The sequence below is a fragment of the Pseudomonas sp. NFACC05-1 genome (genome assembly GCF_900100135.1).
Taxonomy (GTDB): domain Bacteria; phylum Pseudomonadota; class Gammaproteobacteria; order Pseudomonadales; family Pseudomonadaceae; genus Aquipseudomonas; species Aquipseudomonas fluorescens_Q.
Window position 1 is genome coordinate 279,914 of sequence record NZ_FMTR01000006.1, and the last position, 19,586, is coordinate 299,499.

Sequence of the window (19,586 nt, forward strand, 5' to 3'; positions counted from 1 at the left end):
GGCCTACCGAGCCGATTTGGACAAACTTTCGAGGCCTTTTAAAAGAGCACCTGTTTCGACACTTGTGTAGAAAACGCACAAAAATAGTGCAAGGGTGTTCAGGGGAGTATGGGCATGCAGGCTTTTTTATCACCTGGAATCAGGTTGTTGGGGCATTTCGGCTTCGCCCGCAAATTCCAATTGCTGTTCCTGCTTTTTATCCTGCCGCTCATGGGCAGCCTATGGCTTATCGGCCAGGACTATCGCGACAAACTCAGCCTGATTTCCGGGGAACGCGCCGGGGTGCGCCAATTGCTGGCCCTGGATAACCTGGACAACCTGCTCACCGCGCAGCGCAACCGCGCAGCCCGCTGGCGTGCCACCGAAACCAATCGGCAGCCGACACCCGCGACGCTGGCCGCCATGGCAGCGTATGACGCAGTGCAACCGGCCCTTACCCAGGCCGCCAGTGACCTGGGCAACGCCCTGCAAACCGAAGGCGCCGAAGCCGATACCCTCGCCCGCTATCAAGCCCTGCAAACCAGCCTCAACGGTCTGGATTCGAAAAGCCTGGGCAGCGTGGGCTGGTGGCCGGATGGCTACGACCGCTTCACCGCCGCCCTCAGCGCCCTGCAAGCCTTGCGCGAACAGATGGTCATGGACAACCGCCTGACCCTCGCCTCCTGGCTGGAAACGTATTTGCTGACTCAGATTTCCACCCAACAGACGCCGGACCTGATCGAACGGGTCGGTCGCCTGGCCAGCGTTGGACAAGCCTCCGTGGTATCAGGCCAGTTCACGTTGCAGAGTCGCCTGCAACTGCGGGACCTGCGCAGCCGTATCGGCGACGCCCGGGACCAGTTGGTCAAGACCGGGGCGCTGCTGGAAACCCGCCTGCCCAGCGATCTGCAAACCTGGGCCGGACAATACCAGGGCAGCCTCAAGCACTTGGATGCTGGCCTGAAAGTGTTGGATGACGGCGTGTTCGGCGGTTCCATCAATCTCAAGCCCGAAGACTTCGAAAAACACATGGACGCCCTCCTCGCCGACCTGGCGACCCTGCGGCAACAGTCACTGGTGGCACTGGATACGCGGCTGGACCACTACCACGGTTCGGCGATTCGCCAGTTCACCCTGGTGGCGACGGTACTGGGCTGCCTGCTGCTGGCGGCGCTGTATCTTTTTGTTTGCCTGCAAGCGTCGATCCGGCGCAGCGCCAGCGGCATTACCCTGCTGGCCGAAGCCCTGCGCGACGGCAATCTCAGCCTGCAAGTGCCGGTGCAAGGGCGCGATGAACTGGCGGCCATCAGCACCGCTCTCAACGTCGCCGTGGTGCAATTGCGCAACAGCCTGCTGGGGGTCGACCACGAAACGTTGCAGTTGAGCAACGCTGTACGCACCCTCAATACCCATTCCAGCGGCGCCCTGGGCGAAGTCGAGGCCCAGCAGATGCAGATCAGCCAGATCGCTGCCGCCGCGACACAACTGGCCGCCACCTCCCAGGGCGTGGCAAAGAGTTGTGAACAGGCCTCCGATAGCGCGCAGCAGACCCGCCGCATCGCCACCGACAGCAGCCACGACAGCCAACGCACCACGGCCAGCATCCAGCAGCTCAACCAGCGCCTCAACGAAACCGCCGCCGCACTGGGACGGGTCAGCGAACAGGGGCAACAGATCCAACTGGTGGTCGATACCATTCGTGGCGTGGCCGAGCAGACCAACCTTTTGGCCCTCAATGCCGCCATCGAAGCCGCTCGCGCCGGGGAACAGGGCCGTGGTTTCGCGGTGGTGGCCGACGAGGTGCGCAGCCTGTCGCAACGCACCCAATCCTCCACACAACAGATTGCCGCCACCGTCGACAGCCTGCGCGCCACGGTCAACGAAGCCGTCAGCCTGATGGAAGCCGCCTGCGGCCAGGCCCAGACCGACGCCCAAGCCGTCACCGGTCTTGGCGAACGGCTGGGAGAAATTGCCAGCGCGGTGCAAAGCGTCACCGATACCCTGGCGCAAATCGCCACCGCCGTGGATGAGCAAGCCAGCACCGCCGACGAGGTCAGCGGCAATATCCAGCAGGTCGACCAGGCAGCAATGCGTTTGCTTGAAGGCGCAAGGGCCGTGAACCTGGCGGCGGATACCCTGAGCCAGGGAAGCCGGGCTCTGAGTGCCAACACAGGGAGATTTCAGCTCGGTTGATAGCGATTTGCTGCGAGGATTGTTAAGCGGTTGAAAGCGCAGAGAAATATTTCAGATTTACGCTTGACACATCTGCGTTACCGGCGAATAATGCGCGCCACTTGGCTACATAGCTCAGTTGGTTAGAGCATAGCATTCATAATGCTGGGGTCCGGGGTTCAAGTCCCTGTGTAGCCACCAAGTCCTGTTCAACGATGTTTTCGAACGTCTTTGAACAACAAGAAGCCCGCCTAGTGCGGGCTTTCTTGTATCTGGAAATCCATTCCGCTCTACGCGCATCCTTCACATCCTGTATGCCCCCCATGTCTGCCTCAGTAGAAAGCATACATAGATGAAGCGCAGCGATATCAAACGCCGTCCCCTCTCCGATAGCCGCCAAGAAAGCTAGGAAAGCTGCGGAGATAGAAGCCACAAACGAACCCCTCGAGGCCTTGGCTCGTAAATGGCATTCCTCTCGCTTGGGCGGCTGGGGATCTCGACACAGCGAAGAGGATTCTCGGAGCCTTGGAACGTCACGTGTTCCCTTCTCTAGGAAAACATTGATGAGGGACGTCTAAACGCCCCATGTCGCAGTGGCGAAGCTCATAGAAAGCCTTACGCCTTGAAAAAATCACAACACTGGAGATAATGATAAGAATTATCATTCAGTACACTCCAATGACCCACATTGCGCTCGCTTCTTCCAGTGCTCGGCAGACGGTTCTGCACAGTCTTTTTGGCGACCATCATGGTTGGTTGCTGAGTCGCCTGCGGGCGCGGCTTGGTTGTACTCATGATGCCGCTGACATGGCTGCCGAAGTGTTCGTTCAGGTTGTCGCTTTACCTGAGCCGCAGGCGATACGCGAACCTCGGGCGTTGCTTACGACCATTGCCAAGCGATTGATGTACGACAGTTGGCGACGGCGCGATCTGGAGCGTGCTTATCTGGAAGCGTTAGCGTTGCAACCTCAAATGTTTGAGCCCTCTCCCGAAGTACGTGCTTTGGCGATTGAAGCGCTCCTTGAAATCGATGCCTTGCTCGCCGGTCTTTCTGCGCGAGCCCGTACTGCATTTCTGTGCAGTCAGGTGGACGGAATGAAGTACGCCGACATTGCCGAGTTGATAGGGGTCTCGACCATTCGAGTACGTCAATACGTGGCCAAGGGTTTGAAACTGTGCTGCCAGAATCTGATGCGCAAATGAAGCACACACGCTCCGCAGTCGATGAAGCTATCGAGTGGACGGCCTGTATGCGCTCAGGCGAAGTCATGGCCGACGAACAAAAGGCGTTTGACGCCTGGTTTGCCAACCCGACGAATGCGCAGGCATGGGAGAAAGTTCAGGTCCATTTGGAGGCAACCTTCCCACCCCTCTTGCGTGGCTCGGACTCACAGGTACGCCGGGTGCTGCAAACCCCTGATCTGCAGCGACGTCGCTTGCTTCGTGGGGCGCTGGTGTTCGGCGGTGTCGGCATCGGTGCAACACTGATTGGCCGGCAGAGTACGCTGTTCTCTACTATCGGAGGCGATTTGCGGACCGCTACGGCCCAACGGGGTGATTTCAATCTGTCGGATGGCAGCAAATTGCGGTTGGATGCACGCAGCGCGGTGGATATCAATTTTACTGATAGCGAGCGCAGCCTGCTGCTGCGTGCCGGAAAGCTGATCATTGAGGTCAGTGACGACCCTCGGCCTTTCGTAGTGCAAACGTCCCACGGATTTGCACGCGGCGCTGGCGCTCGGTTCATGGTTTCGCTGCAGGGCGATTCGACCCATGTATGGGGCATGCGGTCCAGCCTCTGCATCGGTCGCCTCAACGATCGTTGTTCAGCACTCCAAAGCGGCGAAGGTGCCCGACTCGACTCGAAAGGCATCACGCCACTGGCGGCTAATCGTAAAGGTGAGAGCAGTTGGGAGAGCGGCAAACTAAGTGTGGATGACTGGGCGCTTGGGGAGGTGATCGAGGCATTGCAGCCTTACCGACGCGGGGTGATCCGCATCAGTACGGCAGCGGCCCGGCTTCGTGTTTCCGGCCTGTTCTCCTTGGATAACAGTGAGCGTGCACTGAACTCGCTGGAGCAGATTCTGCCCGTACGCATCGAGCAGTACCTGGGGTTCTGGACCCAGATCGAACTGCTCGGCTAAGTTTTTTTCATCTGCCCTGTATCGCTTTTTCAGTCTCGTTGGACATAGGCATTAACCGCTAATAAAAGCGCAGCCGCCAACACGGAGTTACCTATGTCCAATCGTTTTAACACTACGCGCAGGCTGACGTCTGTGTGCTTTTCTGTATTGCTGGCTCAAGGATACGCTTCGACCAGCTTTGCGGAGTCGGCTTCGACGCAAAGCCAATCGCTACAAAACTTCGACTTGCCAGCCGACTCCCTGGTGGCAACCCTCGACCGCATAGCCCGCCAAAGCGGTCACGAAATCGTGTATGTGCCGAATCTCGTTGCCGGGCTACGTGCTCCGGCCATCAAGGGAACAATGAATGCCGAGCGAGCGGCACAAATCGCGATTGAAGGCAGCGGATTGTCAGTACGCACGACCTCGGATGGAACCTTGACGCTGGACGCCCTCGGCAGCATGACGCTACCGGCACAGTCGATCGTCGGAATGCAGACCGAAGCACCCACCGTGTCGGTGGGTACCAAAGTCCCGTTGCGTCTTCGAGAGGTGCCGCAGACGATCAACGTGATTGGCCAGGAGCGTATTCAGAAGCAAAATCTCTATACCCTCGAAGATGCTCTGGGCAAGGTCGGTGGTGTAACCGTGCAGCGAATCGACGCCAGCCGTCTAAGTTTTTTCTCCCGGGGTTTCGAAATGACCTCGCTGCAATTGGACGGTACGCCGACCACCATGGACAACAGGGTGTTCCTGTCACCCGACCTGACCATGTATGACCGCGTCGAGGTACTCAAGGGCCCGTCTGGCAGCCTGACCGGTGCAGGCGGCCCCGGCGGTAGCATCAACCTGATACGCAAGCGACCGTTGGCCGAGGCAGCTGCTTCGGCGGAAATCAGCGCCGGCTCCTGGGACGACTATCGGGGCATGGTTGACGTCACCGGCCCGTTGACCGAGAGCGGTAATGTGCGGGGACGCCTGGTGCTCAGCGAGCACGACGAAGGTTACTACTACGACAGTGGCGGCAAGCGAGAGTCGAATCAAGTCTATGGCATTGTCGATATAGACCTGACGCCAGACACAGTCTGGACAATCGGTGCGAGCAATCAGAACACCGACATCCGTGGCGCCCAACGCTCCCTACCGGCCTATCGTTACACTAATTCAGCCGGTGAAGCCGCGATGTCACTGCCGAATGCATCGCGCAAGAACTTTTACGGTGAAGACTGGAACCGCGACTACTTCTGGAGTACCGCAGTTTTCACCGAACTCGAGCATCAGTTGGGCGATGGCTGGAAGACCAGGTTGTCGCTGCGGCACGCCGATAACAATTACGATTTGACACAGGCTTACGCACGTAATGGCGGCGGCATCGACCCTGCGGACAACTTGGTGTCAATGAACTCGATCATGTTCGATTACCGCGAGAAACAGGACGAGGCTGACGTATATGTCGATGGTCCGTTCAACTTCCTCGGGCGTGAACATACAGTGCTGGTGGGCGCCAACTATTCGCGCTCCGAGTTCGCCTCCAACGGCGGCTACTTTTCAAATTTCCTAGGGAACGTTGATCTCGTTAACCCGCAGCCCGACTTTGCCTACCCGGCCTTTCCTGATTCGGACAAGTTGCCGACCAGTGTTGCCAACACCCGCGCAAAAGCGCTTTACAGCAACATGCGCTTGAGCCTTTCCGACCCTCTGACGCTGGTACTCGGCGGGCGCGTGACCTGGCTTGAGATGCACCGCAGTCAGCACCAACCCGAGGCCGGCTCACCGTCGGAAAAAAGCGGCGATAGTGTGTCGCAGAAGTTCACTCCGTTCTACGGGCTGATCTACGACCTCAATGATAACTACTCGGTGTATGCCAACTATTCCGGCGTATTCCAGCCACAGGCTGTCAGCAATCTGGATATCAACAACAACATCATAAAGCCGCTGGAAGGCAAGCAACATGAACTGGGTATCAAGGGCGAATTCCTCGATGGCGCACTGAACGCCTCGTTGGCAGCGTTCCAGATCGAAGAAGAGAATCGCGCAATTCCGGATATGAACGATCCGAATGCACGGGCCGTGGTTGCCAGCGGCAAGGCTCGGACCCGTGGGTTCGAGGCTGAGCTGAGTGGACAGATGACTCCCGACTGGTTCCTCAGCGCGAACTTTACCCATACCTACAAGCGCTATGACAGCCCCAACGAGCAGTTGCAGACCTACCTGCCGAAAAACATGTTGCGGGTGTGGAGCCTGTACAAACTTCCCGGCGAGTTGGAGAAGTGGAGTGTCCAGGGTGGCGTCAGCGTGGTCAGCGAGACCTATAATAAGCTGGATGTCCCTGGCATCGGCATGAACGGCACCAAACTCCGCCAGGGTGGATACGCTCTGTACGATGCGGGCATTGGCTACCAGATCACGCAAAACTTCTCCGCTGATCTGCTCGGCACCAACCTGACCGACAAGAAGTACTTTCAGCGGATCAACACTTTCCAGGACGGGAATATCTTCGGTGACCCCCGTGCCGTGTCCATGACACTGCGCGCCAAGTTCTGATTACGATTGCCTGTCACTCACCCGGCATACTTCGGTATGCCGTTTTTTATCGGCTACACGCTCTGCGATCCGGGAGTTGGGGTGAGACAAACAGCGTCAAAACAACCAAGGAAAAACCTAGGCCCACAGCGTACCGCGTGGCTAGTGCTGGTGTTGCTGCTCAGTTACCTATCGTGCTGGGCGCTGAACGGCTTTTTGGCGTTGTGCCTAGTGCATTGGCGTGTGCAGCCCAGTGAAGCGGTGCTAACCAGTTCGATCATCAGTTTCTTGCTCTTTCCATGGCTGGTGTTGTGGTTGTTCAGTGCGCCACATGCAACGCGCAACGGCTTGCTGGTGGTGAGTGCACTGCTGGCGATGTGGGCAAACACCCGCTATCTGGCGGGAGGCGCCTGATGTTCACGAGTGTTCGGCAGGCGTTGCTGTGGATGCATCGATTTGTCGGCATCGGTTTTTCCGGGCTGCTGCTGATCGCATTTTTCATGGGTAGCCTGGCGGTTTATGACCGTGAGCTGGATAGTTGGATGCTGCCGCACATTCGCCTGGCACCAATTGACACGCCCTTGTCACTGGATCACCGGGTGGTCCCCCACATAGCCGGCTTGACGCAGGGCAAACCGCTGATGCAGTGGTACGTGGAGCTGCCCGATGAGCGCCGGCCAGTGGTGCGATTTCAAGCCTGGACCAAGGACCGTCAGGGCTTCAGTCGTTTTCTGGCGCCGGCCGGGGACCGCGCGCTGCCCGAAGCCGGAAGCCTCGGCGGCGACTTTTTCTACCGAATGCATTACACCCTCAATATCAACTTCTGGAACATCGGTGCGCGCCTGCTGGGCCTTGCCGCCATGCTGGGCATAATCGCGTTGATTGCCGGCGTTTGTATCCATGCGCGCCTGTTTCAGGATCTGTTTACATTGCGAGCCGATAAGTCGCCCAGGCGGCTGTTGGACATGCACAACCTGACCGGTGTGTTTACCCTGCCTTTTCAAGTGGTCATCCTGTTGTCGGGAGTGCTGATCCTGTTCCCGCTGTATCTCCCTGCCGGCATCCTGGCGGTGTACCTGGACCAGCCCGGTAAGTTCGGTCAAGAGGCGGACGCAGCCTACAGTCGCCCGGCATCGGGCATACCGGGGTCATTGGCCTCGCTGGACCGGATGATGGCGCAAGCCCGATTGCACTGGGGCGACGGCGAGCCGGCGTTTGTCCGGGTCTGGCACCCCGGGGATGCCAATGCCTACGTCGAGATCAGTCGCTCCTTGGCTGACCGCATGAGCCAGGATGGGCAAACCCTGTACTTCGATGGCGCCAGCGCAAGGCTGCTACATGAGTCCCGATTGCCGGCCGCCGCCGCGAGCTTCAAGTTTCTGGCCGGATTGCATGTGGCGCATTTTCAGCAGCAGTGGTTGCGCGCCTTGTATTTTTTTGCCGGTTTGAGTGGTTGCGTGATGCTCGGCAGTGGCCTGTTGTACTGGCTGGAAAAGCGCCGCCTGCAGCACGCTGCCGGGCAATGGGGCGTGGTGTCGATGACACTGCTCAGCAGCGCGCTGATCACTGGAATGCCACTGGCCACCCTGGCCATGCTAGTGGTCAATCGATGGCTGCCGATCGACCTGGTTGACCGGGCCCAGTGGGAAACCACAGCATTTTACTGGGTCTGGGTGCTGGCGGCTGTGCATGCCCTGTTGGTTATCTTGCGCTCGGCGCAATCACGGGCGCCATGGGCCGCGCACCTTTTGCTGATCAGCGCGTTGGCGCTACTGGCTGTGCTCTCCAATGCTTGGAGTACGGGCGATCATCTCTGGCGGGCAATGAACCACAAGCTATCGGCGGTGGCGGGGGTGGATCTGGCGTTGATGATCATCGCGTTGCTCGCGGGAATCATGGGTAGGCGCTTGCTCCGTCACAAGCGCTCGGCAAGGTGACAAATGGCTTATTGGTTATCGAGCATCGCTGCGGTCTGCTTAATGGTATTGGGGCTCTGCGCATTGGCGCTAAGTCAAATCACTCACTTGCGCAGGGTTACGCTTCAACGACAGTTACTCGGAACACGCGTGTTACGTTGCGGCGCAACGCTGTTGCTCGCATCAAGTCTACTGATGAGCCTGTCAAGCCAAGGGTTTGTCATGGGAGCGGTAATCTGGACTCTGTCTATCGCTCCCTCAGGTATTGGCGTGACGATCATTCTCTGTTGGTACAAGCATGAGAGAAAAAAGTAGTCAAAAGGCGGCAGCTTGTAATGCCTGCATGTATGCCTGAGTAAAATTAAAAGCACTAAACTATTTAGATACAGTGCGTTTAGGAATCTTGTTCAAATGACTGTGTACACCAAGTACTAAAAAAGGGGCTGCTGCGCAGCCCAGCGGGAGCAAGTTCCCTCGCCACGGTGCAGCTGGGCAAGCCGGAAATCAAGGCGACCAGCCTCGTGTTGATTTGCGCCCCACGCCTCGCATCGCTACAGTCGTTCTCTACACCCCCAAAGTCCACGGATGGAGCGACACGTGCTTACAGATCTGAAACCGAACCTCCATCGCCTGTCAGCCGTTTCGCTGCTGGCTGTCGCTCTAACACTCGCGGCCTGTAAGGCGCCACCCTCCTCCACAGCGACACCGGCATTGCCCGCCCCACCAGAGGTCGTCTCCGGCTTCCGTACCGATCTGCAGACCCGCTACGCCGACAAGCACATGGCGGCCGCGGCCAACCCGTTGGCGGCCGAGGCCGGGCGGGAGATGTTGCGACGCGGGGGCTCGGCCATCGACGCGGCCATTGCGATGCAGGCCGTGCTGACCCTGGTGGAACCACAATCCTCCGGCATCGGCGGCGGTGCATTCATTGTGTTGTGGGACGGCAAGGCTGTGAGCACTTATGACGGGCGCGAAACGGCACCGGCTGGCGCCACCGAAAGACTTTTCCTGCAACCCGACGGCAAACCCATGCCCTTTACGGCGGCGCAGATCGGCGGTCGTTCCGTGGGTACACCGGGGGTGTTGCGCGGGCTGGAATTGGCCCATCGCAAACATGGCCGCCTCAAATGGGCGACGCTGTTCGAGCCGGCCATCACGCTGTCGGAACAGGGCTTCGCGATCTCGCCCAGACTGCACTCGCTGATCGCCGCCGACGCCTCCCTGCCGGGTTCGCCAGACATGGCCGCTTACTTTCTCAATGCCGATGGCAGCCCGAAGGCGGTTGGCACCGTGCTGAAAAATCCAGCATTGGCCGGCGTGCTCAAGCGCATCGCCAACGAAGGTCCCGACGCGTTGTACAAAGGCCCGATCGCCGAGGAGATCGTCGCCAAGGTACAAGGCCACGCCAACCCCGGCAGCCTTTCGCTGAACGACCTCCAGGGCTACACCGCGCGGGAACGAGCACCGTTGTGCACCGACTACAAGCGCTGGCAAGTCTGCGGCATGCCACCACCGTCTTCGGGCGGGGTTGCCGTGGCGCAGATCCTCGGGACGTTGCAGGCCCTGGAACAGCGCGACAGCCACGCAGCCCTCGCACCTTTGAAACCCGTCAAGACCGACAAGCCCGCCGGCATTGAACCCATCCCCGAAGCGGTGCACCTGATCGCCGAAGCCGAGCGGCTGGCCTATGCCGACCGCGCCCAATACATTGCCGACCCCAATTTTGTCGCCGTGCCGCTCAGCGGCTTGGTCGATGCCGGGTACCTGGCCAGCCGCGCCAGCCTGATCGGCCCTCGTAGCATGGGCGTCGCCAAGCCCGGCACACCACCGGGCATCCAGGTGGCCTACGCCCCGGACCGTTCCCCCCTGCGTATTTCCACCTCGCAAGTGGTGGCCGTGGATGACCAGGGTGGCGCCGTGTCCATGACCACGACCGTGGAATCGGCGTTCGGCTCACACTTGATGGTCCAGGGCTTCATGCTCAACAACCAGATGACCGATTTCTCGTTCATCCCCGAAGAGAATGGGCAAAAAGTCGCCAACCGCGTCGAACCGGGCAAACGCCCACGCTCGTCCATGGCACCGACGCTGATCTTCGATCGTCGGGGGGAATTGGTGGCCGCTGTCGGCTCCCCCGGTGGCTCTCAGATCATCGAATACGTCGCCAAGTCAATGATTGGCCTGTTGGATTGGGACCTCGACCCGCAAACCGCCATCAACCTTCCCAACTTCGGCAGCCGCAACGGCCCTACCGAACTGGAGCGGGGCCAATTCAGCCCGGCGCTGATCCAGGCGCTGAAAGACAAAGGCCATGAGGTGAGCGAAATTGACATGACCAGTGGCACCCAGGCGATTGTCCGGGTGCGCGATGCGCAAGGGAAAACCACACTGGCTGGCGGGGCGGATCCACGGCGTGAGGGTCAAGCGCTGGGGGATTGATCAACCTCGCTCTGGGGCTGATAGACCAGCAGATCGGCGGGCTGACATTGCAGATAACTGCAAATGGCTTCGAGGGTCGCCAGGCGTATACCCTTGACCTTTCCTTGCTTGAGCAAGGAAAGGTTGGCTTCGGTAATGCCTATGGCGGCGGCGAGGTCCTTGGATTTGACCTTGCGTGTCGCCAGCATTACATCGAGTTGAATCACGATAGGCATGGGGTTCTCAAACGAAAGTTCGGTTTTCTGAGTCGACTTCACTGGCTTGGGACAGGATCCGGGCAATGATCGCAATACAGGCCGCAAGAAACAAAGCCACAAAGGAGGGGGCGGTAATACTGAGGGTCAACAATCGTTGGCCAACCGGCGCATGGATTGTCATCAGCAGGCTGAGAAACGGCTCGCACAGGAAATCCAACAACACCCACAGCGCAACCGCGCGCCCGACCTTGCCCAGATAGACAGCCGCTTCGCTGGAAAAATACTGGCCATGGGCATACCGCTTGAACAACTGCCGCAAGTTGGCCAGGCCAGCCGCCAACGCCAACAAAGGAATACTCGACAGCAAAATGCCGCCTAGCGATTGCCAGCCGGTCAAGTGCAGCGCCTCTTCGGACAAACTCGACAGCTGTCGTTCGGTCAGGGCAAATCCCAGGCCGTATCGTGATGCAACATCAGGAAAGAGCCAGGCCGCGGCATTGACGGCCATCATCGCGACGATGAAGAAAAGCGTTATGGCAGCCATGCGCTGGCTGTACAGGGCAAGACGATTCGTACGCATGTTGAGGCTCCAACAGAATAAGAGGAGCCCAGAACATAGCCATGAAATTATCGCAAAACAATAATTAATATGTAAAAAACAATAATAGTCGAAGCTTAAGTAGATAGCTGATTGGCAAACTGGCTCACCGCATCGACCACTTTCTTCGCCCCGTCCTGGATCTCGACGATCACCGTTCCCGCCTCGGCTGCCAAGGCCAGGCCGTGTTCGGCCTGGTGCTGGCCGTCGGTCATCAGGGCCACGGCGTTGCGGGCCATGTCCTGGTTCTGACGGACCACGCCAACGATTTCATCGGTCGCCTGGCTGGTACGCGATGCCAGTTGTCGCACTTCATCGGCCACCACCGCAAAGCCGCGACCTTGCTCGCCGGCCCGGGCCGCTTCGATCGCGGCGTTGAGCGCCAGCAGGTTGGTTTGTTCGGCGATGCCGCTGATGGTCTTGACGATGGTACCAATCACCAGGGATTGCTCATTCAGCGCCTCGATGCCTTCGCCAGCGGTTTGCATGTGCCGGGCCAGGTCGCGCATCACGTCCACGGCCTGGGTTACCACCGTCGTGCCGCGCTGGGCGCTGTTGTCGGTCTGCAACGAGGTGCTGTAGGCGATGTTGGCCGCCTCGGCGACGGCTTTTTCCTGGTTGACCTGGTCGGTGATGTTGGTGGCGAACTTGACCACTTTGTAAAGCCGCTCATTGGCATCGAGCACCGGGTTGTAGGAGGCTTCCAGCCAGACCTCACGACCACTGCTGTCGATACGCTTGAAGCGGCCGGCCACGAATTCACCACTGTTCAGGCGCTTCCAGAACTGCTCGTAGGCCGCGCCGTTGTATTCCTCAGGTTCACAAAACATGCGGTGATGCTTGCCCTTGATTTGCGCAAGGCTGTAACCCATGGCGTTGAGGAAACGATCATTGGCCGTCAGTACGTGACCGCCCAGATCGAATTCAATCACCGCCGTTGAACGCACCAATGCGCCAATGAGGTTTTCATGCTCGCGGGACGCCTCGATGGTGCGGGTCAGGTCATTGGAGTACATCGAAAAAAAGCGGACCCGCCCGTCAGCCCCTCGTACGGGCTGGAGGATCGAACGCAGCCAGGCTTCCTGGCCATTGCCTCGCAGCAGGCGCACGGCGCCGGAGAAGTGCTCGCCACAGGTCAGCGCCGACTTGAAGCGAACCTGGAACTCATTGGTTTTCAAATACCCAGGGACCAGCTCATCCACAGGCCGGCCAATCAAGTCCTGGCTCTTGTAGCGCATCTCGTCGAGAAAATTCTGATTGACCGATTGAATCCGTCCATCGGCGTCCAGGGTGAGGCCAAGCATTTCGCGATCCAGGCTTTCCTTGACTTGCGCAAGGCTGGACAGTTCTTGGCGAAGAGCCAGTAGCTCCTGCTTCAGGCGGTTGTTGAACATGGGCAGCTCCGACAGCAGGAGAATTGAATGCTGTTCCCTTGCCATCGGCCCGGCGTTTTTTTTCTAAAGAGCACCTCGAGCCCGCAGTGAAAATATTCCAGGACACCCTCGAACCCGATAAGCCTCCCATGGTCACTGGATTGTTCTACTGTTGCGCCTGATCCTTGAAGCCTTTGCCGCCATCAATACCCATAACCATAAAAACGAGGTAATTGCCGTGACCACCGACATCGAAGACAGCCGTTCCGCCCGCTTCGCCTTGCGCTGTTCCAGTTTCGCCGAACGCTGGTTTCCCGACTCCTGGGTCTTCGCCGCGCTGGCGGTGCTGGTGGTCGCCGTGGCGACACAATTTATCGGCGCCACGCCCACGGCGGCGGCCATGGCGTTCGGCGACGGCTTCTGGAGCCTGATCCCGTTCACCATGCAAATGGCCTTCGTGGTGATCGGCGGATACGTGGTCGCCAGTTCTCCACCAGCCGTCAAATTGATTGACCGCCTGGCACGACTTCCGACCAACGGTCGCTCCGCCGTGGCATGGGTGGCGCTGATCTCCATGGTCGCGTCGTTGCTCAACTGGGGCCTGTCGTTGGTGTTTGGCGGTTTGCTGGTGCGCGCCCTCGCCCGGCGCACCGACTTGAAAATGGACTATCGCGCCGCCGGGGCCGCTGCTTACCTGGGCCTGGGCGCAGTGTGGGCCCTGGGCTTGTCTTCTTCGGCAGCGCAATTGCAGGCCAACCCGGCCAGCCTCCCGCCTTCGATCCTGTCGATTACTGGCGTCATTCCCTTTACCCAGACCATTTTTCTCTGGCAGTCCGGGGTCATGTTGCTGGCGCTGATCGTGATTTCCCTGATCGTCGCCTACGCCACCGCTCCCGGGCCGAACAGTGCCCGTGACGCCGCCGCTTGTGGTATCGACCCCAGTTTCAGCATGCCGGCGCTGCAGCCCCGTACCCGCCCAGGGGAATGGCTGGAACACAGTCCACTGTTGATCATCGCCCTGGTGCTGCTGGCGGCCGGCTGGCTGTTCCACGAGTTTTCGACCAAGCCTGCGATCAGTGCCATTTCCGGGCTCAACACCTATAACTTCCTGTTCATCATGCTGGGCGCCTTGCTGCACTGGCGGCCGCGCAGCTTTCTCGACGCCGTGGCCCGTGCAGTGCCGACGACCACCGGCGTGTTGATCCAGTTTCCATTGTACGGCTCGATCGCCGCGTTGCTGACCACGGTCAAAGGCAGCGATGCCCAGACCCTGGCCCACCACATCTCGACCTTTTTCGTACAAATTGCCTCCCATGACACCTACGCCCTGTTGATGGGTGTCTATTCGGCGGTACTGGGCTTTTTCATTCCTTCTGGCGGCGGCAAGTGGATCATTGAAGCGCCTTACGTCATGCAGGTGGCCAACGACCTGAACTATCACCTGGGCTGGGCGGTGCAGATCTATAACGCCGCCGAAGCGCTGCCGAACCTTATCAACCCCTTCTACATGCTGCCGTTGCTCGGGGTCTTGGGGCTGAAGGCCAGGGACCTGATCGGTTTTTCCTTCGTCCAGTTGCTGGTGCATACGCCGTTGGTGCTGGTGCTGCTATGGGCGCTGGGGACGACATTGAGTTATTTGCCGCCAGTGATGCCATAAAGCCATAAAAAAGGGCCGATATTTCCATCGGCCCACTTCTTCTTCGGCCCGGTCTGTTTCAGTATGGATGCGCCCTGTTTTGAGGGGCCCACACGCTGAAAAGGATCTGAGCATGTCCAAACTCGCCGTACTTTCTTTTGCCGCCCTGGCCTTCAGTGCCGCCGCCCACGCTACCGACATTGACGTACAACTGGGCAGCACCGAACGCGTCACTCGACTCTTCGCCTACCCCAACAACTGCAACGTCATCTGCTTTCGCGACTGGACCCTGGAGCAGACCGTCGAGCACTACCTGACCCAAAGCGTGCAGCGCGACGGCTACGGCACGGCCAAGGTCCACGTCAAAATCGATAATGACAAGGTCTATGCCAGCATCAGTGGCGTACCGAAGAGCTACGGCCAACCGCTCAAGGCCCTGCTTGACGCCGGGGACCTGGCGTACAACGGCGCATCCAAACTCAACAGCGACAAGAAATGGTCCTATAACTGGTACCTGTTCCTGCCGCTGGGCATGGCCCTGGAAAACCGCAAGAGTGTCGAGTTGCTGCACTTCCCGCCGGATTACTCCCTGACCCAGGCCCAGGACTACCTGGAGTCGGCGACCACCGATCGTTGGGCCACACTGCTGACCGTCAACGGCATTGCGGTTGAACAGACGCCGGCCTACCAGACCATCATCGACATTGCGCCCATCGCAGCGCCGTCCAATGCTGGCAGCACATTGGAGGGGCTCTATAGCTACTTCAACGATTACCAAACCACCATGGTCACACAGGTCACCCAAACCGCCAGCGGCGCCGCATTGCCGATGGTCGCCTTCGGAGCGCCCGTTCGGAACTGGATCAAGGCTCAGTACGGCCAGACCGTGAATGTGCTCAGCTTGGCGACCATCACAACCGGTAGCGGGGTCAAGGTTCCGGTCCTGGGCTCCAACCATCCGAGCTACATCTGGTACGCCGCCGACAAGGACAACTACGATGGAGACGAAGCCAAGGCTGATGCCGCCGGCCTGAAAGTCATGGGCCAGGACCTGAGTGCTGCATGCTGGCAGGCCGGCATGGGCAGCAAGCCGGGCACCGACCCGAACACCCTGCTGAACCAGTGCACGCAGACCTGGCAGGTCACGCAGAAGGAGAAAACCTGCGAGTTGTTCTACACCTCGGTTCGGAAACTGAGCGAGGAAGACGCAGCGAAAAAATGCGAAACACCTGCGATCAAGTCGCAACTTCCGCAACTGAAGGTACCCATGCCGCTGCCAGCCGAGGCGGTCTAAACCTTGAGGCGTTTTCCCGCGTAGGCTGGCGCTGACGCGGGAAAGCGCCTTTGGCACCTGTCAGAGTCGACAGTAGATGACGCCCCCGACTTGGGCGAAGCTATCAAGGTTTTTTCAACGACCGCCGGCAGGATCGCCAGCGCCAGCAAGTCGAGTGTTTAGCACCGACAAGGACTGTCATGACCACGTTCATCACAGATAGCGCCTGTTCACAGCACCGGGATTGCATCTACCCGGAAAAACAACTCAGCACCCGCTTGGGCTACCCCTCGGTGCACGACTTCGAAGTGCATCACACGACCGACGGCCGCGGCAACGGCATCATCGCCCGTAAACCATTCGCTCCCATGACAAGGATGTGCAGGGTTTCGGGGCTGTTGGTGAGCCGACGGCGCCTGCACACGTTGCAGATCCTGCCGGACGTGCACATGTATGACCCACGCTTCGCCGGATTGCTGCTGCATTCCTGCAACCCGAATGTGTTCCTCGACATGAGCGAACTGTGGTTGTGGTCACTGGCCCGTATCGATGAAGGCGACTGCCTGACGATGGACTACGCCAGTACCGAACAGAAACTGTATCGACAGTTCGCCTGCCGGTGCGGTTCGTACAACTGTCATGGCTGGATTACCGGCTATGACGAACCGCCCAATGAACAGGGAATGAAGTTTCTACGGCACTGGCGCCGTCAATGTCACCGCGACTGACGAACCGGACTCAGGGCGCGCCGACCGGCCGCAGCCGATACTGCGGCGGCAGCTGTTCGAAACCGCTGATCGTGGTGTCCAGGCTCTTCCAGCGTCCGTCCTTGATGCCGTAGATGCAGCCATGGATCGACAGTTTCTGCCCGCGGTGCCAGGCGTTCTGCACGATGCTGGTATGGCCGACGTTGGCCACCTGCTGGATCACGTTCAGCTCGCACAAGCGGTCGACACGTTCCTCCTCGGTCGGCAATTGGCCCAAGGCCTCGCGATGCTCGTAGTACAGGTCGCGAATCGAACGCAGCCAGCCGTCGATCAGGCCCAGTTGCCGGTCCTGCATCGAGGCACGCACACCGCCACAGCCATAATGGCCGGTGACCAGGATGTGTTTGACCTTGAGCACGTCCACCGCGTACTGGATCACCGACAGGCAGTTGAGGTCCGTGTGCAACACTACGTTGGCCACATTGCGGTGTACGAACAGATCGCCCGGCAGCATGCCAACGATCTCGTTGGCCGGCACCCGCGCATCGGAACAGCCAATCCACAGGTACTCCGGGGTTTGCTGACGAGCCAGCTTGGAGAAGAAGTCAGGATCTTCCTGCTTGATCGCATCGGCCCAACGCGCGTTGTTATCAATCAGATCTTGTAATTCGTTCATGCTGTCTAGCCTCGATTGAGAGTGCGCAACTATGACAAACGACCGTCGGTCAAGGTCACGTCGGCGATGCATTGGAATTCCTGGATGCGCTGCCGGTCGACACCAGTAAGGCCCACAGTATGAGGAATTGCCATGAATGATTCACGACGCCCTTTCGATGCGGTGCAACCGGAACCCATCGACGACAATGAAGATCGCATGGGCTCGATGCATGAACTGGAATTCGACGAAGAAGAACCCAGCGCGAAAATCGGCGATGAACTGCCGGACAACGAGCGCGAACAACTGATGCCGCGTGAGCGCGTTCGTGAAGCCGGCCTGACGGGGGCTTCGACGGACGATCACCAACCGACCGACGACGACATGAGCCCGGAAACGCTCATTCGCGAAGACGGCGCCCGGGACGCCCACGAGACCGGAGACGACGAACAGGCGGACTGGGACCTGAGCGTGGTGGGTGAAAATGATATTGGCGGGGGCGACGGGCTGGACGAGGCGGAAATGGCCGATATCGATCCTCTGGATGGCAAGCGTTGACCCGACCCTGTGGAAGCTTGCTCGCGATAGCGGTAGATCAGTTTGCATCGATGTCGAATGTACCGCCGTCTTCGCGAGCAAGCTCGCTCCCACATGGGGTCGCGGTGCTTCAGTCCACCAACGTGCAGGCCATGACCACCGCATCCTCACGCCCGCCCACCGCCGGGTAGTAATCCCGGCGCCGGCCCACTTCATTGAAGCCATAGCGCTCATACAGCCGGAACGCCGTGCGGTTGCTGTCTCGCACTTCCAGGAAGCACTCTCGGGCCTCGGCCTTGTAGGCAATCGACATCAAGTGCTCCAACAGGCGCAAACCCAGGCCACGGCCCTGGTTTTCCGGTTTGACGGTGATATTGAGCAGGTGCGCCTCATCCAGGATGATCTGCACCACGCCATGGCCCACTTGCTGCTGGCCTTCGAACATCAGCCAGATCTGGTATTTGCCCAGCCCGTCGAGAAAGATCCCGCGGGTCCACGGGTGGCTGTAGGCGGCGTATTCGATTTTCAGCACAGCGTCGAGGTCCGCCTCGGTCATCGGGCGGAACGATACAGCGTCACTCATTCGATTCTTTCCAGCGCGCCATCAGCCGGCGCATGGCTTGCCAGACATCAGCCTTGCGCTGTGGCGTTTCCATTAACAGTTCCAACCCGGGCAACGCCCAGGCCGAGCCCAGGCCTTCGACCTGCAGTTCGCGATTGAACGCTTCGGCATCCGCCTCGCCGGCAAACTTCACCGCCGGTAGGCCGATCAGCCACAGGCACACGCAGGGCTCGTCTTCTAGCCGCGCTGAAACGAAGCCCTGGACGAAATCCCGCGCCGCTTCGGGCCCCTGGTCCATGGTGCCGCGCGACAACAGCGGCCAGCGCACCGGCTCGCCAATGATCTGCGGGCTATCCGGCAGACCGGCGGCGCGCAGCATGTCCTTGAGCAGCAAGTAGGCTGGATCGCGGCTTTGGAACGGCTCGCCCGTGGGCAACTCCACCAACAGCAGGCAACGTCCCGCCCGCAACAACTGAAGGGCGAAACGCGGCGGTGCGACATAGGGCGCCTTGACCGGGGCCGGCTTTTCATCGGCCTCCTCCACCGGCTTGGCGTTGGTACGGGTCGAGGCCAGGCTCGGGCGTGGCACCTCGACTTTCGGCCGCTCGGCCACCGGTTCGGCCACGGTCTTGGCCACGGGCGCCGTCACGACCGGCACGCTCTCTACCGGTTCGGGCGCTTCCAACAGCTCGGGCCGCGACGGGGCGGCGAACGGCAATTCGGTACGCGGCAGCCAGTTGACCACCTGCATGGCGGTCAGATAGGCGCGGCGGCGGGACTCGATAAGCAAGGGTCGGCCACTTGTGGATAACTGAAAGTGGGAGGGATTCTACCGCCCTTCGAGGCGGATCGCTTCCCTGTTGAGCCAATAGTTGATCGATAGCAAACGACAGTCC

Annotated in this window: 18 protein-coding genes, 1 tRNA gene and 2 pseudogenes; 14 read left to right on the plus strand and 7 right to left on the minus strand. The window is 59.6% G+C overall.

Annotated elements, in window-relative coordinates:
• Nucleotides 1-114: 114 nt before the first annotated feature.
• The 10 genes and pseudogenes from BLO97_RS12755 (at nt 115) to ggt (ending at nt 11,152) form a co-directional block, all read left to right on the plus strand.
• A complete protein-coding gene (locus BLO97_RS12755) occupies nt 115-2,172 on the plus strand; it encodes a methyl-accepting chemotaxis protein (protein ID WP_063324372.1) in 2,058 nt (685 codons plus the stop codon).
• A 103-nt stretch (nt 2,173-2,275) separates the two neighbouring features.
• A tRNA-Met gene (locus BLO97_RS12760) sits at nt 2,276-2,352 on the plus strand.
• Between the two features lie 182 nt (nt 2,353-2,534).
• A pseudogene (locus tag BLO97_RS31900) lies at nt 2,535-2,709 on the plus strand (integrase); the annotation flags it as partial.
• A gap of 120 nt (nt 2,710-2,829) precedes the next feature.
• Nucleotides 2,830-3,354, plus strand: a complete 525-nt coding sequence (locus BLO97_RS12770) for a sigma-70 family RNA polymerase sigma factor (RefSeq protein ID WP_092149682.1) — start codon at nt 2,830-2,832, stop codon at nt 3,352-3,354.
• Nucleotides 3,351-4,295, plus strand: coding sequence for a FecR domain-containing protein (locus BLO97_RS12775; protein ID WP_092223802.1), 945 nt, complete (start codon nt 3,351-3,353; stop codon nt 4,293-4,295). The genes BLO97_RS12770 and BLO97_RS12775 overlap by 4 nt, the downstream gene beginning before the upstream one ends.
• Before the next feature lie 93 nt (nt 4,296-4,388).
• The gene (locus BLO97_RS12780; protein ID WP_092149641.1) at nt 4,389-6,818 is read left to right on the plus strand and encodes a TonB-dependent siderophore receptor; all 2,430 of its coding nucleotides are present in this window, start codon (nt 4,389-4,391) and stop codon (nt 6,816-6,818) included.
• Nucleotides 6,819-6,854: 36 nt separating this feature from the next.
• On the plus strand, nt 6,855-7,211 hold the full coding sequence (locus BLO97_RS12785; protein ID WP_256571824.1) for a hypothetical protein: 357 nt from the start codon (nt 6,855-6,857) through the stop codon (nt 7,209-7,211).
• Nucleotides 7,211-8,734 carry a PepSY-associated TM helix domain-containing protein gene (locus tag BLO97_RS12790; RefSeq protein WP_092346082.1) on the plus strand — a complete coding sequence of 508 codons (1,524 nt, stop codon included), beginning with the start codon at nt 7,211-7,213 and terminating at the stop codon, nt 8,732-8,734. Before BLO97_RS12785 ends, BLO97_RS12790 begins: the two co-directional genes overlap by 1 nt.
• A 3-nt stretch (nt 8,735-8,737) precedes the next feature.
• Nucleotides 8,738-9,028 (plus strand): DUF3325 family protein, encoded by a 291-nt coding sequence (locus BLO97_RS32270; RefSeq protein WP_092346084.1) that lies wholly within the window; start codon nt 8,738-8,740, stop codon nt 9,026-9,028.
• 270 nt (nt 9,029-9,298) lie between these two features.
• A complete protein-coding gene (gene ggt, locus BLO97_RS12800) occupies nt 9,299-11,152 on the plus strand; it encodes a gamma-glutamyltransferase (RefSeq protein WP_092346086.1) in 1,854 nt (617 codons plus the stop codon).
• Here the strand turns inward: ggt and BLO97_RS12805 are convergent.
• The 4 genes and pseudogenes from BLO97_RS12805 to BLO97_RS32280 form a co-directional block, all read right to left on the minus strand.
• Nucleotides 11,134-11,367: a helix-turn-helix domain-containing protein gene (locus BLO97_RS12805; protein ID WP_063324371.1), complete on the minus strand. Its 234-nt coding sequence runs from the start codon at nt 11,365-11,367 to the stop codon at nt 11,134-11,136. The genes ggt and BLO97_RS12805 overlap by 19 nt on opposite strands.
• Before the next feature lie 7 nt (nt 11,368-11,374).
• Entirely contained in the window at nt 11,375-11,929 is a 555-nt protein-coding gene (locus BLO97_RS12810) for a DUF2975 domain-containing protein (RefSeq protein WP_063324370.1), read from the minus strand.
• Between the two features lie 95 nt (nt 11,930-12,024).
• Entirely contained in the window at nt 12,025-12,456 is a 432-nt protein-coding gene (locus BLO97_RS32275) for a methyl-accepting chemotaxis protein (protein WP_370873836.1), read from the minus strand.
• A gap of 108 nt (nt 12,457-12,564) precedes the next feature.
• A pseudogene (locus BLO97_RS32280) lies at nt 12,565-13,386 on the minus strand (PAS domain-containing protein); the annotation flags it as partial.
• 172 nt (nt 13,387-13,558) lie between these two features.
• Here BLO97_RS32280 and BLO97_RS12820 point away from each other — a divergent pair.
• The 3 genes from BLO97_RS12820 to BLO97_RS12830 all read left to right on the plus strand — a co-directional run bounded on the left by BLO97_RS12820 (nt 13,559) and on the right by BLO97_RS12830 (nt 16,957).
• Nucleotides 13,559-14,977 carry a short-chain fatty acid transporter gene (locus BLO97_RS12820; protein ID WP_092149685.1) on the plus strand — a complete coding sequence of 473 codons (1,419 nt, stop codon included), beginning with the start codon at nt 13,559-13,561 and terminating at the stop codon, nt 14,975-14,977.
• A 112-nt stretch (nt 14,978-15,089) separates the two neighbouring features.
• Nucleotides 15,090-16,250, plus strand: a complete 1,161-nt coding sequence (locus BLO97_RS12825) for a hypothetical protein (RefSeq protein ID WP_092346090.1) — start codon at nt 15,090-15,092, stop codon at nt 16,248-16,250.
• 179 nt (nt 16,251-16,429) lie between these two features.
• Entirely contained in the window at nt 16,430-16,957 is a 528-nt protein-coding gene (locus BLO97_RS12830) for an SET domain-containing protein (protein WP_072344566.1), read from the plus strand.
• A gap of 10 nt (nt 16,958-16,967) precedes the next feature.
• On the opposite strand, the gene can is transcribed toward BLO97_RS12830, so the two are convergent.
• Entirely contained in the window at nt 16,968-17,612 is a 645-nt protein-coding gene (gene can, locus BLO97_RS12835) for a carbonate dehydratase (protein ID WP_058546018.1), read from the minus strand.
• Nucleotides 17,613-17,744: 132 nt separating this feature from the next.
• Between can and BLO97_RS12840 the strand changes: the two genes are divergently transcribed.
• A complete protein-coding gene (locus tag BLO97_RS12840) occupies nt 17,745-18,149 on the plus strand; it encodes a serine kinase/phosphatase (protein ID WP_092223815.1) in 405 nt (134 codons plus the stop codon).
• Nucleotides 18,150-18,258: 109 nt separating this feature from the next.
• Here the strand turns inward: BLO97_RS12840 and rimI are convergent, their stop codons facing one another.
• Nucleotides 18,259-18,711, minus strand: coding sequence for a ribosomal protein S18-alanine N-acetyltransferase (gene rimI / locus BLO97_RS12845; RefSeq protein WP_047229376.1), 453 nt, complete (start codon nt 18,709-18,711; stop codon nt 18,259-18,261).
• A complete protein-coding gene (locus tag BLO97_RS12850) occupies nt 18,704-19,480 on the minus strand; it encodes an energy transducer TonB (protein ID WP_092223817.1) in 777 nt (258 codons plus the stop codon). Before BLO97_RS12850 ends, rimI begins: the two co-directional genes overlap by 8 nt.
• Nucleotides 19,481-19,586: the final 106 nt, after the last annotated feature.

What these genes read in the sequence shown, in the direction of transcription:
- BLO97_RS12780 (WP_092149641.1), top strand. Translation starts at nt 4,389, where the DNA reads ATGTCCAATCGTTTTAACACTACGCGCAGGCTGACGTCTGTGTGCTTT.
- BLO97_RS12810 (WP_063324370.1), bottom strand. Translation starts at nt 11,929, where the DNA reads ATGCGTACGAATCGTCTTGCCCTGTACAGCCAGCGCATGGCTGCCATA.
- BLO97_RS12830 (WP_072344566.1), top strand. Translation starts at nt 16,430, where the DNA reads ATGACCACGTTCATCACAGATAGCGCCTGTTCACAGCACCGGGATTGC.
- BLO97_RS12825 (WP_092346090.1), top strand. Translation starts at nt 15,090, where the DNA reads ATGTCCAAACTCGCCGTACTTTCTTTTGCCGCCCTGGCCTTCAGTGCC.
- rimI (WP_047229376.1), bottom strand. Translation starts at nt 18,711, where the DNA reads ATGAGTGACGCTGTATCGTTCCGCCCGATGACCGAGGCGGACCTCGAC.
- BLO97_RS12770 (WP_092149682.1), top strand. Translation starts at nt 2,830, where the DNA reads ATGACCCACATTGCGCTCGCTTCTTCCAGTGCTCGGCAGACGGTTCTG.
- BLO97_RS12755 (WP_063324372.1), top strand. Translation starts at nt 115, where the DNA reads ATGCAGGCTTTTTTATCACCTGGAATCAGGTTGTTGGGGCATTTCGGC.
- BLO97_RS32270 (WP_092346084.1), top strand. Translation starts at nt 8,738, where the DNA reads ATGGCTTATTGGTTATCGAGCATCGCTGCGGTCTGCTTAATGGTATTG.
- BLO97_RS12840 (WP_092223815.1), top strand. Translation starts at nt 17,745, where the DNA reads ATGAATGATTCACGACGCCCTTTCGATGCGGTGCAACCGGAACCCATC.
- can (WP_058546018.1), bottom strand. Translation starts at nt 17,612, where the DNA reads ATGAACGAATTACAAGATCTGATTGATAACAACGCGCGTTGGGCCGAT.
- ggt (WP_092346086.1), top strand. Translation starts at nt 9,299, where the DNA reads ATGGAGCGACACGTGCTTACAGATCTGAAACCGAACCTCCATCGCCTG.
- BLO97_RS12785 (WP_256571824.1), top strand. Translation starts at nt 6,855, where the DNA reads ATGCCGTTTTTTATCGGCTACACGCTCTGCGATCCGGGAGTTGGGGTG.
- BLO97_RS12805 (WP_063324371.1), bottom strand. Translation starts at nt 11,367, where the DNA reads ATGCCTATCGTGATTCAACTCGATGTAATGCTGGCGACACGCAAGGTC.
- BLO97_RS32275 (WP_370873836.1), bottom strand. Translation starts at nt 12,456, where the DNA reads ATGCGCGACCTGGCCCGGCACATGCAAACCGCTGGCGAAGGCATCGAG.
- BLO97_RS12775 (WP_092223802.1), top strand. Translation starts at nt 3,351, where the DNA reads ATGAAGCACACACGCTCCGCAGTCGATGAAGCTATCGAGTGGACGGCC.
- BLO97_RS12790 (WP_092346082.1), top strand. Translation starts at nt 7,211, where the DNA reads ATGTTCACGAGTGTTCGGCAGGCGTTGCTGTGGATGCATCGATTTGTC.